This is a genomic window from Bacillus sp. PS217, from assembly GCF_037963535.1.
Lineage (GTDB): Bacteria > Bacillota > Bacilli > Bacillales > Bacillaceae > Bacillus > Bacillus subtilis.
Map to the genome: position 1 here is coordinate 567,660 of NZ_CP150157.1, position 12,835 is coordinate 580,494.

The following is a 12,835-nucleotide window of genomic DNA, read 5'->3' on the forward strand; positions in this document are numbered from 1 at the left end:
CTTTGCTTGAAGAGTGAATAATGGTATCATTATCACTGGATGGATAAAAGAGTCGTATCCGTAAGTTTGGTGGAGGTGTATGTTTTTTGTCTGAATCCAGCGCAAGAACCGAAATGAAAATCAGCTTGCCCGAAAACCTAGTAGCTGAATTGGATGGTGTAGCGATGCGGGAGAAACGAAGCAGAAACGAACTGATATCACAAGCAGTGAGAGCGTATGTCAGCGAACGAACAACTCGTCACAACCGTGATTTGATGAGACGCGGCTATATGGAAATGGCGAAAATCAACCTGAATATTTCTTCTGAGGCTCACTTTGCGGAGTGCGAGGCTGAAACGACAGTTGAGCGCTTAGTCAGCGGAGGATAATCATTTGATTGTGAAACGCGGCGATGTTTATTTTGCTGATTTATCTCCTGTTGTTGGCTCAGAGCAAGGCGGGGTGCGCCCGGTTTTAGTGATCCAAAATGACATCGGAAATCGCTTCAGCCCAACTGCTATTGTTGCAGCCATAACAGCACAAATACAGAAAGCGAAATTACCAACCCACGTCGAAATCGATGCAAAACGCTACGGTTTTGAAAGAGATTCCGTTATTTTGCTGGAGCAAATTCGGACGATTGACAAGCAAAGGTTAACGGATAAGATTACTCATCTGGATGATGAAATGATGGATAAGGTTGATGAAGCCTTACAAATCAGTTTGGCACTCATTGATTTTTAGACATATTTGCAGGTTGCTCAAATAGAGCAACTTTTTTTGTTTTCAAAAAACATAAACGATATAATAGTGAAATAACGAAAAAAATATGTTGTTTTTTATTGGGAGGTAAGCGAATTTGATGTCGAATCAGACTGTATACCAGTTCATTGCCGAAAATCAAAATGAACTGCTCCAACTGTGGACTGACACACTAAAAGAATTAAGCGAGCAAGAATCCTATCAGCTGACTGACCAAGTGTATGAAAATATATCTAAAGAATATATCGACATTCTGCTGCTGTCTGTTAAGGACGAAAACGCTGCTGAAAGCCAAATCAGCGAACTGGCGCTTCGAGCGGTCCAAATCGGACTGTCTATGAAGTTTTTGGCTACTGCGCTTGCTGAATTCTGGAAGCGTCTCTACACGAAAATGAATGATAAGAGATTGCCAGATCAAGAGAGCACGGAATTAATCTGGCAGATTGACCGCTTTTTCAGCCCGATTAACACAGAAATTTTTAATCAATACTCAATCTCATGGGAAAAAACAGTATCCCTGCAAAAAATCGCGCTGCAAGAGCTGTCTGCGCCGCTTATCCCGGTGTTTGAAAATATCACTGTGATGCCTCTTGTCGGAACAATTGATACCGAACGCGCGAAACGAATTATGGAAAACCTTCTTAATGGCGTCGTCAAACACCGTTCCCAAGTCGTGCTGATTGACATTACAGGTGTCCCTGTCGTCGATACGATGGTTGCCCATCATATTATTCAGGCATCAGAAGCTGTAAGGCTTGTCGGAGCAAAATGCCTGCTGGCCGGAATCCGTCCGGAAATTGCTCAAACAATCGTCAACCTGGGGATTGATTTATCCCAAGTTATAACTAAGAATACCCTGCAAAAAGGAATTCAAACAGCATTGGAAATGACGGATCGAAAAATCGTTTCATTGGGGGAATAACATTTTGAGACATCCGAAAATCCCGATCTTGAAACTGTATAATTGCTTATTAGTATCCATTCAATGGGAACTTGATGACCAGACAGCTTTAACTTTTCAAGAAGACTTATTAAATAAAATATACGAAACAGGTGCTAACGGAGTCGTCATTGACCTGACATCTGTGGATATGATTGATTCATTTATCGCGAAAGTGCTGGGCGACGTCATTACAATGTCTAAGTTAATGGGGGCTAAAGTCGTCTTGACCGGCATTCAGCCCGCTGTGGCAGTGACGCTGATTGAACTTGGAATCGCACTTGAGGAAATCGAAACTGCGCTCGACTTAGAGCAGGGGCTTGAGACATTGAAGCGGGAATTGGGGGAATAGCGAATGAACGACCAATCCTGTGTAAGAATCATGACAGAATGGGATATTGTGGCCGCCAGACAGCTGGGACGAAACGTTGCGAAAGAACTGGGTTTCGGCACGGTAGACCAGGCTAGAATTACAACAGCTATTTCAGAATTAGCCAGGAATATTTATTTATATGCCGGCAAAGGGCAGATTGGAATTGAACAGGTCGCAGACAGAGGAAAAAAAGGCCTGAAAATTATAGCGGAAGACCAAGGGCCGGGAATTCCTGATATCCGAAAAGTCATGGAAGACGGGTTTTCAACGTCTGGAGGACTTGGTGCGGGACTTCCCGGGGTCAAAAGGCTGATGGATGAATTCAGCTTAAATTCCGTATCGGGGGAAGGAACAGAGATACAAGCCATCAAATGGCTTCGGTAGGAGGTAAGAACGTGGATTTTAGGGAGGTTATTGAGCAGCGGTATCATCAGCTGCTTAGTCGATATATAGCCGAATTAACAGAAACATCTTTATATCAAGCCCAAAAATTCAGCCGAAAAACAATCGAACACCAAATTCCTCCGGAAGAAATCATCAGCATTCACAGAAAAGTGCTGAAGGAGCTGTATCCAAGTCTCCCGGAAGATGTGTTTCATTCGCTGGATTTTTTAATTGAAGTCATGATTGGCTATGGAATGGCTTATCAGGAGCATCAAACCCTTAGAGGGATACAGCAGGAAATCAAATCAGAAATTGAAATCGCGGCAAATGTCCAACAGACGCTTCTCGGAACTAAAGTTCCTCAGGAGGAAGCGCTGGATATCGGCGCCATCAGTGTTCCCGCTAAACAGATGAGCGGTGATTACTACCACTTTGTCAAAGACAAGGAATCCATCAATATCGCAATCGCGGACGTGATCGGAAAAGGCATTCCAGCGGCTTTATGCATGTCCATGATTAAATACGCGATGGACTCTTTGCCGGAAACGGGCATACACCCTTCTCAAGTGCTGAAAAATTTGAATCGTGTTGTTGAACAAAACGTTGATGCCAGTATGTTTATTACGATGTTTTATGCGAATTACAATATGGACAAGCATCAATTTACATATGCTTCAGCGGGACATGAACCGGGATTCTATTATTCTCAAAAAGACAACACGTTTTACGATTTAGAGGCCAAAGGACTCGTTCTCGGCATCTCGCAGGACTATGACTACAAACAATTCGATCAGCATCTGGAAAAGGGCGATATGATTGTTTTATTTTCTGACGGCGTCACAGAATGCAGAACGGAAAACGGTTTCTTGGAGCGTCCTGATCTGCAGAAGCTCATTGAGGAACATATGTGTTCCTCCGCGCAGGAAATGGTCAAAAACATTTATGACAGCCTCCTCAAATTGCAGGATTTTCAGCTTCACGATGATTTTACGTTAATTGTTTTGCGGAGAAAGGTTTAACGTCTGTCAGACGAGGGTATAAAGCAACTAGTGATTTGAAGGAAAATTTGAGGTGATACGAATGAATATAAATGTTGATGTGAAGCAAAACGAGAATGATATACATGTAAACATTGCAGGAGAAATTGATGTATACTCAGCACCGGTGCTTAGAGAGAAGCTCGTTCCTCTGGCAGAACAAGGAGCTGACTTAAGAATTTGCCTGAAAGATGTCAGCTACATGGACAGTACCGGATTGGGCGTTTTTGTAGGGACCTTTAAAATGGTGAAAAAACAAGGCGGTTCGCTGAAACTTGAAAATCTTTCTGAACGGCTGATCCGACTGTTTGACATTACAGGCTTGAAGGACATCATTGATATTTCTGCAAAGTCAGAAGGTGGAGTGCAATGAAGAATAATGCTGATTACATCGAAATGAAAGTGCCGGCCCAACCTGAATATGTGGGAATTATAAGACTGACGCTGTCAGGGGTCGCAAGCAGAATGGGCTATACGTACGATGAAATTGAAGACTTGAAAATCGCAGTCAGTGAGGCGTGCACAAATGCGGTTCAGCACGCTTACAAAGAAGATAAAAATGGGGAAGTGTCAATACGATTCGGTGTGTTTGAAGACCGTTTAGAGGTTATTGTGGCGGATGAAGGAGACAGCTTTGACTTTGATCAAAAGCAGCAGGATTTAGGGCCGTACACACCTTCGCACACAGTTGATCAATTATCAGAAGGAGGGCTCGGTCTATATTTAATGGAAACGCTCATGGATGAAGTCAGAGTGCAAAACCACTCCGGCGTCACCGTAGCGATGACAAAGTATTTAAATGGGGAGCGAGTTGATCATGACACAACCATCAAAAACTACGAAACTAACTAAAGATGAAGTCGATCGGCTCATAAGCGATTACCAAACAAAGCAAGATGAACAGGCGCAGGAAACGCTTGTGCGGGTGTATACAAATCTGGTTGACATGCTTGCGAAAAAATATTCAAAAGGCAAAAGCTTCCACGAGGATCTCCGCCAGGTCGGCATGATCGGGCTGCTAGGCGCGATTAAGCGATACGATCCTGTTGTCGGCAAATCGTTTGAAGCTTTTGCAATTCCGACAATCATCGGTGAAATTAAACGTTTCCTCAGAGATAAAACATGGAGCGTTCATGTGCCGAGACGAATTAAAGAACTGGGTCCAAGAATCAAAATGGCGGTTGATCAGCTGACCACTGAAACACAAAGATCGCCGAAAGTCGAAGAGATTGCCGAATTCCTCGATGTTTCTGAAGAAGAGGTTCTTGAAACGATGGAAATGGGCAAAAGCTATCAAGCCTTATCCGTTGACCACAGCATTGAAGCGGATTCGGACGGAAGCACCGTCACGATTCTTGATATCGTCGGATCACAGGAGGACGGATATGAGCGGGTCAACCAGCAATTGATGCTGCAAAGCGTGCTTCATGTCCTTTCAGATCGTGAAAAACAAATCATAGACCTTACGTATATTCAAAACAAAAGCCAAAAAGAAACTGGGGACATTCTCGGTATATCTCAAATGCACGTCTCGCGCTTGCAACGCAAAGCTGTGAAGAAGCTCAGAGAGGCCTTGATTGAAGATCCCTCGATGGAGTTAATGTAATGATCCAGGTTGAAGAAAACGAGCATATTCAAACTCTAGTATATCAACTGAATAAAGAAGGGAAATCGATTTGCGGTGACAGCTTTTTTATGAAAGCTGATGATAAGGAGTTAATTTGCGCGGTTGCTGACGGACTGGGAAGTGGATCACTTGCTAACGAATCCTCTGCAGCCATCAAAGACTTAGTGGAAAACTATGCGAGTGAAGACGTAGAAAGCATTATCGAACGCTGTAATCAGGCGATGAAAAACAAAAGAGGCGCTACAGCATCTATCCTGAAAATCAATTTTGAGCAAAGGCAGTTTACGTACTGCTCTGTCGGAAATGTACGGTTTATTCTGCATTCCCCGTCTGGTGAAAGCTTTTATCCTCTGCCGATTTCGGGCTATTTATCAGGCAAGCCGCAAAAATACAAAACGCACACCGCCACCTATGAAAAGGGTTCAAAGTTCATTATACATACAGATGGACTCAACGTACCTGATATCCGCTCCCATTTGAAAAAAGGCCAATCGGTAGAAGAAATATCGAATTCGCTGAAAATGTATACGACATCGAGAAAAGATGACTTGACCTATATTCTCGGACAGCTGTCCTAAGAGAATAAGAACAAGAAGAAGCTGAAATACCGGCTTCTTTTTTTTATGTGTTTTTTTCGGTTTTTGATACACTAGAGAAAGAACGACAAAATTGGAGGCTTTGGTTACATGGAAATGTCAGCCCTTTTAAAACAGCAAATTGCGAAAGAAATAGGTTTATCACAAAAACACGTTGAAAGTGTCATCCGCCTGCTTGAGGACGGCAATACAGTCCCGTTTATTGCCCGGTATCGAAAAGAGCAGACGGGTTCAATGGATGAGGTTCAGATTCAGACGATTTCTGAACGCTGGCAATACATACAAAACCTGAATCAGCGAAAAGAAGAAGTCATCAGGCTGATTGCAGAGCAGGATAAACTGACAGATGATCTAAAACGTAAAATCGAGCAATCGGTGAAGCTTCAGGAAGTGGAAGACCTTTACCGCCCTTATAAGCAAAAGCGTAAAACAAAGGCGACAGTCGCCAAAAGCAAAGGCCTTGAGCCGCTTGCCGACTATATCCTGACACTTCCCCAAGATGATCGTCTGGCAGCAACTGCAGACCAATACATCAGCGAAGAAAAAGAAGTGTTCACACGAGAAGAAGCGATTGAAGGCGCCAAGCACATTATTGCGGAACAAATCTCAGACGAGCCGACCTTCAGAAAGTGGATTCGCCAGGAAACTTTCAAAAGAGGAACTATTAAGTCCGCAGCCGGAAAGTCGGCAGACACCGATGAGAAAAATGTGTATGAAATGTATTACGAGTATGAAGAGCCAATTGCAAAAGTTGTTCCGCATAGGGTGCTGGCAATGAACCGCGGCGAAAAAGAAGACATTTTAAAGGTAGCGATCGAACCGCCTGCGGATCACATTAAGGCGTATTTAGAAAAACAAGTCATCAAAAATCGCTCAACATCCGTAAGAGAGATTTTGCAGGAGACAATTGATGACAGCTATAAAAGGCTGATCCAGCCGGCAATCGAGCGTGAAATCAGGAAAGAGCTCTCAGAAAAAGCTGATGAACAGGCGATTCATATTTTCTCAGAGAACTTGAGAAAACTTCTTTTGCAGCCGCCGATGAAAGGCAAAACCGTTCTCGGTGTTGACCCAGCCTTTCGAACCGGCTGTAAGCTCGCTGTGTCAGATGAGACTGGAAAAGTCTTGAAAATTGATGTGATCTATCCGCATGCGCCAGTCAACAAAACAAAAGAAGCCCATGAAAAAGTGAAAAAGATTCTTGAGCAGTATCAAGTTGAGATGGTGGCGATCGGAAACGGCACAGCATCCAGAGAAACAGAACAATTCATCGTCAATGTACTCAAAGACATGCCGCGCAAAATTTATTATGTGATCGTCAATGAAGCGGGAGCAAGCGTCTATTCGGCTTCTGAGCTTGCCAGAGAAGAATTCCCTGACCTTAAGGTTGAAGAGCGCAGTGCCGTATCTATTGCACGAAGACTTCAAGACCCGCTCGCGGAGCTCGTTAAGATCGATCCGAAGTCTGTTGGTGTCGGACAGTATCAGCATGACGTCAGCCAAAAACGCTTAAATGAATCTCTGCGGTTTGTCGTCGAAACGGTCGTAAACCAGGTTGGAGTAAACGTCAACACAGCCTCCGCCGCGCTGCTTCAATATGTAGCAGGATTATCGAAGTCTGTAGCAGGCAACGTTGTCAAAAAACGTGAGGAAATCGGAAAGTTTTCAAATCGAAAAGAACTGAAGGACATCCCAAGGCTCGGTGCGAAAACCTATGAGCAATGTATCGGTTTCTTAAGAGTGCAGGAAGGGACAGAGCCTTTGGATAGAACAGGCATTCACCCGGAAAGCTATAAAGAAACAAAAGCGCTTTTGAAAAAACTCGGACTTTCAACAGAACATATCAGCACGGCGGAATTGAAGGACAAAATCAATCAGCTGGCGCTTTCTGAAACGGCAAAAGAGCTGGGAATCGGCGAAATCACTCTGAAAGACATTTGTGAACAGCTGACAAGGCCGGAACGCGATCCGCGCGATGAGGTGCCTAAGCCTTTGCTGAAAACAGACGTCCTTCAGCTGGAAGATTTGAAAGAGGGAATGGAACTGCAGGGCACCGTGCGCAATGTAGTGGACTTCGGAGCGTTTGTTGATATTGGAGTCAAACAAGACGGGCTTGTGCATATCTCAAAACTGAGCAATCAATTCGTCAAGCATCCTCTTGATGTCGTATCTGTCGGCGATATCGTGACAGTTTGGGTTGACGGTGTAGATGTACAAAAAGGCAGAGTATCGCTGTCTATGGTAAAATAAAAGCACTGCTTACGAGCAGTGTTTTTTCCTATAGAAATACCAGCATTGATTCAGCAGTTTAATTTGGTAATTATCTTTTTCAAGGAACGCTTTTTGCATCTGCTTTTTAAGCCAATTTGGCATAGGCTCATTCCTCCTCAGCTTTTATCATAAGAGGGACGGTGATTACCATATTGTATGCGAACGGTGAATTGTCCCGTTCAATGTTTTTTAAGTGAGGTGCACCATGGATAACAAAGAGCTTCAAAAGCTGACAGAGGACATTTCTGAAACATATTTTAAAAAGCCGTTCCGCCATCAGGCGCTTTTTAATGACAGGCTTAAAACCACTGGCGGAAGGTACCTGTTAACCTCCCATAACATTGAATTGAACAGAAAATATCTGATTGAACACGGCAGGGAGGAGCTGATCGGCATCATCAAGCATGAGCTCTGCCATTATCATCTTCACCTTGAAGGAAAAGGGTACAAGCACAGAGACAGAGATTTTAGAATGCTTTTGCAGCAAGTCAACGCGCCGAGGTTCTGTACACCCCTTAAGAAAAAAGCGGAAAACAAAAAAACTTATATGTATATCTGTACGACCTGCGGCCAACAGTATATAAAGAAGCGCGCCATGAACCCTGACAGATACAGGTGCGGAAAATGCCGCGGGAAAATAAAAAGAATTTTTTCGTGAAAAAGGTTGACGAATGTGGCAAGCCTATGTTACATTATAAAAGTCGTTACGAGAGATAAATAAAAACATTTACCTCTTGACACTGTAAATCAAGGCTGATATAATAAGTCTTGTCTCATTATTCCACAGTAGCTCAGTGGTAGAGCTATCGGCTGTTAACCGATCGGTCGCAGGTTCGAATCCTGCCTGTGGAGCCATATTGGAGAAGTACTCAAGTGGCTGAAGAGGCGCCCCTGCTAAGGGTGTAGGTCGCGTAAGCGGCGCGAGGGTTCAAATCCCTCCTTCTCCGCCATAAGATTTCGATATAAGTTCTCAACCATCGGCCCGTTGGTCAAGCGGTTAAGACACCGCCCTTTCACGGCGGTAACACGGGTTCGAATCCCGTACGGGTCATTCCATTTCGTTGGGCTATAGCCAAGCGGTAAGGCAACGGACTTTGACTCCGTCATGCGTTGGTTCGAATCCAGCTAGCCCAGCCATTTTTATTTTTTTGAAATCTAATAATAAGAGCCATTAGCTCAGTTGGTAGAGCATCTGACTTTTAATCAGAGGGTCGAAGGTTCGAGTCCTTCATGGCTCACCATTTGTCTTTTTGCGGGTGTGGCGGAATTGGCAGACGCGCTAGACTTAGGATCTAGTGTCTTACGACGTGGGGGTTCGAGTCCCTTCACCCGCACTTTATTTACAAAGTGCATGCAAATCTGTTTTACTAGGTTAAAAGCCTACTAAACCAGCACAACATAATTTAATGATCACGCGGTCGTGGCGGAATGGCAGACGCGCTAGGTTGAGGGCCTAGTGGGTGAATAACCCGTGGAGGTTCAAGTCCTCTCGGCCGCATCAATGATACCAAGGGTTAGAGTACCTTGGTATTTTTTGTGTCTTTTGAACAGAACGTATTTTGTGACTAAAACTGACCACTTACTTTAAGTAGGTGGTCTGATTTGTCCGCAAAAGTATATAGTTTAATAAGATAAAAAGGGCATTGTATATTAGCATACAAAATATGTTATGCCCTTTTTTGTTTTAATAACGCCTCCGTTATTTTAAGGGTACAATGTTACTTTATTATGGAATAAAAACAAGTGTCGGTCAGCTTGCTTCCATCTGCGGATAAATCATCATTTCTTAAAGTGCCTTCGAATACAAAACCAAGTTTTTCTGGAATAGCACGACTTTTAAGGTTTGTCGATTCACACCTTATTTCAATTCTTCTAAATTTGATATTGTTTAACCCAAAGTCAGCTAATTTCTTTACTGCTTCTACCATATACCCATTCCCGCTAAATGTGGTATTTCCCCAGTATCCAATTTCACATTTAGGTATGTCCCAGTCAATCCCCTGAAGGCTAGTTATTCCAATATAGCCCTTGGTATCTTTATTAAAAATAAGAAAACGAAAACTTTTTCTTTTTAGAAAATTTATATGGGCAAGTCTTAAATTTATCTCTGTTTCTTCAACAGTGGGAAGTTTTTGAGCAAATGGCAACCACGCTTTTAATTCATTAAAGGAATCCCTAATTGCTTGGTTTACAATTTTCCCGTCTCCTGTTTGGTGTGGTGCCCGAAGGATTAGTCTTTCTGTTTCCAATTGTAAAGGCACATCTAACAATAAAGGATTCATTTGATTTCTCCTCTCGGAAGTTCAATGTTAAAAATTGAAAATAAGTAATGAAAACTCTTATCTCTAAGAAATAATTTTTGAGGACGAGTTACAACTTCTTGGTATCTATTTGTTTATCTATGACACCTCCAGTAAGAATTGAATATTTTTTATTCTCATCAAAGAATTTTTTTACTCTAGAGTAATTCACATTTAGCCTCACATACATTTAATTTTGGTTTGCAATTCATCGATCTTATTAAGTTCATACTCATAATCACAGTTACCTTCTAAAACAAAATTCATAGTTTCAAAGAAACTTCTCGCATTCTTTAAGAGTGATTCAAAAAAATCAAGTTTCGGTAGTAATACTTTTTGTTTTTGGTCAATTTCAAATAACAACATATCATTCGATATTGATTTCATTTTCAATAGAAGGGGTTGATCTGGAAAATAAGTTTCGCTTTTTCCTGTTTCAATAGCTTCTTCAATTAGATTTAAAAAATAAGCCCACAATTGATCAACCAAGTCCCACATAGTGACATCAATCAAATCTTGTTCACCATATTTTAAAATAATCGCCCCAGATAAATAGTAAGAGTCTAACTGTGGTTTTATGTTCTTTAGTCCCTCTATATTGCTAAGTGGAACAAAGTAATCGTCAATATTATTTTTTAAGATTGAAAGATCGTTTATCTTCTTATTTGGCCTAAGAATTAATGATTCAATATAAAACATTTTACCTCTCCTATTTTTCTGGATAGAATTGTCCTACTCTTCCTTTTTGAAAGCCAACAACAAATTTTTGACCCTCATATGTTCCTCGAATTTGATAACTAAATTTAGTTCCTTTTTTTGTTAACTCTTCACGGTTTTGTTTCATAATTGATTCTATCGCATCTGCAACATCGTTAACAGTCATCTCTTTATTGAGAAAAGATTGTTGAGACTTAATTGAACCATCCCATAAATTAGGATGATGGCGCTCTAAAATATGCTTCATTCCTCGCTTATCAATGAGGAATGATTGTCCTCCAAAAGTGTATTTTCTGCTTTGGAAAGTTTTTAATTCGTTTACAACTTCATGCGGTTTAGCTTTCTTTAATCCTTGTACAGTAGACGAGTTCTTAAATATTTCAAGTGCAGAGTTTTTATAATTCTCTCCATCAAGCACGTTAAAAGGAAAAGTCCCTGAACCACCAGCCATTGCGTACTGTTGTTCAAAAACACTTGGTATTTTAACGTATTCAATACCTTTTTTTATTCCTGTTTTTGAAACTTCAAGTGTCTTAAGTGCAGCAACTTTTGAACCGGCTTTTGCAACTTTAGACACTTTATCAATGCCTTTCGGACCAACTATTGCAAGAACAACAGTACTGCCGACATAGGAAACCCATTTTGCTCTGCTGTGGCTATCTCCATTAATCATTTCACGTTGAAATGTGTCTTCTATGTCTTTTGCTATGATCTTATAAGTATCGATTGGATGTAAGGCTGCGTTCACAGTTCCAGAAAGCGATTCAATCGGGTGTCTTGCAAGTTGATAGAGACCCATCACTGTATCTTTACCTGCTTCATACATTCCCACTGCAATACCTTTTCCAATTTCAGCTTTTTGTTGGAGTTCTTCGAGTTGGCGGAAATAAACTTGCTGCTCAGGTTCCAAATTCTCGTATCCTATTTTCTTCGCAATTTTTAAATACTCGTCTGGATCTGTTACCTTTACAAGCTGCTTTTTCAAATCTTTTATCTCACGTTTGTTAGCTTCCTCTTTTTTGATCTTTAAATATGCTTCAGATTGCTTTTCGATATCGCCTTTTTTCTTATGTATATCGCTCTCACGATATGCCTTGGCATTATAGTGAAGGGGTGTAGCATTCTTGCCCTTACCTGTTGATTCCTGTAACTTTTGAAAGTCTGCTTTAATGAATTGTTCGTTAGGTTCAGTTATCGCATATTCAGTTTTTAAGTTTTCATCCACATCGCCTATTTTATCAACAGTCTTTTTCCGTTTGTTTTCGGCAGAAGAGAGTTCATCTTTAAAAGTCTCTGTTGAAAATAAATCAAGTGTAAGAATGTCATCGATATCATTCAGAATATCTTTCATTGCTTTCATCCGCTCAGACATAATTGATTTTGATTTTTTATATGCGTTTGTTAGTTCATGTTCTAAGAAGGATTCCTCGATATATCCGTCAGATAAGCTGGCATCTTCTAAAACACCGGAGATACTAGTAAGGAAAGCGATCTTCATTTCAATTAAATCAATCCATTGATCAGTGACACCCACATGATCGTGATAAAAAGCTTTAATATTGTTTGCTCCCTTGCCAGAGAACTCACTGTCATCAAGATCGGCAACAGCCTTAAATGTTTTTCTTAGCTTAATCATTTGATTTTTCAATTCTTTATAATCTTTTGCTCGGTTTTCAGCTTCAGATAACAAAGACTTAGCTTCAAATACCTTCATTGTCCAATCCTTTCAGTAAGTTTATATCTAAATATTACCATGGAATAGATATGAAGTTTAAGGGGTAGGGAACGAATCTTAGATCATTTGAACATAATGAGAGTTGGAGAAATATGAAGTAAGGGTGTTTTTTTG

Annotated in this window: 16 protein-coding genes and 7 tRNA genes; 19 read left to right on the top strand and 4 right to left on the bottom strand. The window is 41.3% G+C overall.

Annotated features, from left to right (window positions below):
• The first annotated feature begins 86 nt into the window (after positions 1-86).
• The 11 genes from endB to NSQ83_RS03030 all read left to right on the top strand — a co-directional run bounded on the left by endB (position 87) and on the right by NSQ83_RS03030 (position 7,948).
• Entirely contained in the window at positions 87-368 is a 282-nt protein-coding gene (endB, locus tag NSQ83_RS02980) for a type II toxin-antitoxin system antitoxin EndoAI (protein WP_003225183.1), read from the top strand.
• 4 nt (positions 369-372) lie between these two features.
• Entirely contained in the window at positions 373-723 is a 351-nt protein-coding gene (ndoA, locus tag NSQ83_RS02985) for a type II toxin-antitoxin system endoribonuclease NdoA (protein WP_003156187.1), read from the top strand.
• A gap of 115 nt (positions 724-838) precedes the next feature.
• A complete protein-coding gene (gene rsbRA, locus NSQ83_RS02990; protein WP_009966610.1) occupies positions 839-1,663 on the top strand; it encodes an RsbT co-antagonist protein RsbRA in 825 nt (274 codons plus the stop codon).
• Positions 1,664-1,667: 4 nt separating this feature from the next.
• Complete coding sequence (gene rsbS / locus NSQ83_RS02995) at positions 1,668-2,033, top strand: RsbT antagonist protein RsbS (RefSeq protein ID WP_003225190.1); 366 nt, start codon at positions 1,668-1,670, stop codon at positions 2,031-2,033.
• Positions 2,034-2,036: 3 nt separating this feature from the next.
• Positions 2,037-2,438, top strand: coding sequence for a serine/threonine-protein kinase RsbT (gene rsbT, locus NSQ83_RS03000; protein WP_017697001.1), 402 nt, complete (start codon positions 2,037-2,039; stop codon positions 2,436-2,438).
• Between the two features lie 11 nt (positions 2,439-2,449).
• A complete protein-coding gene (gene rsbU, locus NSQ83_RS03005; RefSeq protein ID WP_003234295.1) occupies positions 2,450-3,457 on the top strand; it encodes a phosphoserine phosphatase RsbU in 1,008 nt (335 codons plus the stop codon).
• 61 nt (positions 3,458-3,518) lie between these two features.
• Positions 3,519-3,848 carry an anti-sigma factor antagonist RsbV gene (gene rsbV, locus NSQ83_RS03010; RefSeq protein ID WP_080528943.1) on the top strand — a complete coding sequence of 110 codons (330 nt, stop codon included), beginning with the start codon at positions 3,519-3,521 and terminating at the stop codon, positions 3,846-3,848.
• On the top strand, positions 3,845-4,327 hold the full coding sequence (gene rsbW / locus NSQ83_RS03015) for an anti-sigma B factor RsbW (RefSeq protein WP_003234299.1): 483 nt from the start codon (positions 3,845-3,847) through the stop codon (positions 4,325-4,327). Before rsbV ends, rsbW begins: the two co-directional genes overlap by 4 nt.
• Positions 4,293-5,081, top strand: coding sequence for an RNA polymerase sigma factor SigB (gene sigB, locus NSQ83_RS03020; RefSeq protein ID WP_003246715.1), 789 nt, complete (start codon positions 4,293-4,295; stop codon positions 5,079-5,081). The genes rsbW and sigB overlap by 35 nt, the downstream gene beginning before the upstream one ends.
• Positions 5,081-5,680 (top strand): phosphoserine phosphatase RsbX, encoded by a 600-nt coding sequence (gene rsbX / locus NSQ83_RS03025; RefSeq protein WP_003246608.1) that lies wholly within the window; start codon positions 5,081-5,083, stop codon positions 5,678-5,680. Before sigB ends, rsbX begins: the two co-directional genes overlap by 1 nt.
• 108 nt (positions 5,681-5,788) lie before the next feature.
• Positions 5,789-7,948, top strand: coding sequence for a Tex family protein (locus NSQ83_RS03030; RefSeq protein ID WP_339238961.1), 2,160 nt, complete (start codon positions 5,789-5,791; stop codon positions 7,946-7,948).
• A 9-nt stretch (positions 7,949-7,957) separates the two neighbouring features.
• Here NSQ83_RS03030 and cmpA read toward each other — a convergent pair whose 3' ends face one another.
• Complete coding sequence (gene cmpA, locus NSQ83_RS03035; protein WP_003225207.1) at positions 7,958-8,071, bottom strand: cortex morphogenetic protein CmpA; 114 nt, start codon at positions 8,069-8,071, stop codon at positions 7,958-7,960.
• 103 nt (positions 8,072-8,174) lie between these two features.
• Between cmpA and NSQ83_RS03040 the strand changes: the two genes are divergently transcribed.
• The 8 genes from NSQ83_RS03040 (at position 8,175) to NSQ83_RS03075 (ending at position 9,467) form a co-directional block, all read left to right on the top strand.
• Entirely contained in the window at positions 8,175-8,627 is a 453-nt protein-coding gene (locus NSQ83_RS03040; protein ID WP_003246525.1) for a SprT family protein, read from the top strand.
• A gap of 122 nt (positions 8,628-8,749) precedes the next feature.
• A tRNA-Asn gene (locus NSQ83_RS03045) sits at positions 8,750-8,824 on the top strand.
• Between the two features lie 4 nt (positions 8,825-8,828).
• Positions 8,829-8,919 (top strand) — tRNA-Ser (locus NSQ83_RS03050).
• A 29-nt stretch (positions 8,920-8,948) separates the two neighbouring features.
• Positions 8,949-9,020: transfer RNA gene (locus tag NSQ83_RS03055), tRNA-Glu, on the top strand.
• An 11-nt stretch (positions 9,021-9,031) separates the two neighbouring features.
• Positions 9,032-9,106, top strand: a tRNA-Gln gene (locus tag NSQ83_RS03060).
• Positions 9,107-9,134: 28 nt separating this feature from the next.
• Positions 9,135-9,210: transfer RNA gene (locus NSQ83_RS03065), tRNA-Lys, on the top strand.
• Between the two features lie 11 nt (positions 9,211-9,221).
• Positions 9,222-9,303: transfer RNA gene (locus NSQ83_RS03070), tRNA-Leu, on the top strand.
• Positions 9,304-9,383: 80 nt separating this feature from the next.
• Positions 9,384-9,467, top strand: a tRNA-Leu gene (locus tag NSQ83_RS03075).
• A 220-nt stretch (positions 9,468-9,687) separates the two neighbouring features.
• Here NSQ83_RS03075 and NSQ83_RS03080 read toward each other — a convergent pair.
• The 3 genes from NSQ83_RS03080 to NSQ83_RS03090 form a co-directional block, all read right to left on the bottom strand.
• Positions 9,688-10,251: a GNAT family protein gene (locus NSQ83_RS03080; protein WP_172480939.1), complete on the bottom strand. Its 564-nt coding sequence runs from the start codon at positions 10,249-10,251 to the stop codon at positions 9,688-9,690.
• A gap of 198 nt (positions 10,252-10,449) precedes the next feature.
• Positions 10,450-10,968, bottom strand: coding sequence for a hypothetical protein (locus tag NSQ83_RS03085; RefSeq protein ID WP_172480938.1), 519 nt, complete (start codon positions 10,966-10,968; stop codon positions 10,450-10,452).
• Between the two features lie 10 nt (positions 10,969-10,978).
• Positions 10,979-12,700 carry a T7SS effector LXG polymorphic toxin gene (locus tag NSQ83_RS03090; RefSeq protein WP_198878994.1) on the bottom strand — a complete coding sequence of 574 codons (1,722 nt, stop codon included), beginning with the start codon at positions 12,698-12,700 and terminating at the stop codon, positions 10,979-10,981.
• Positions 12,701-12,835: the final 135 nt, after the last annotated feature.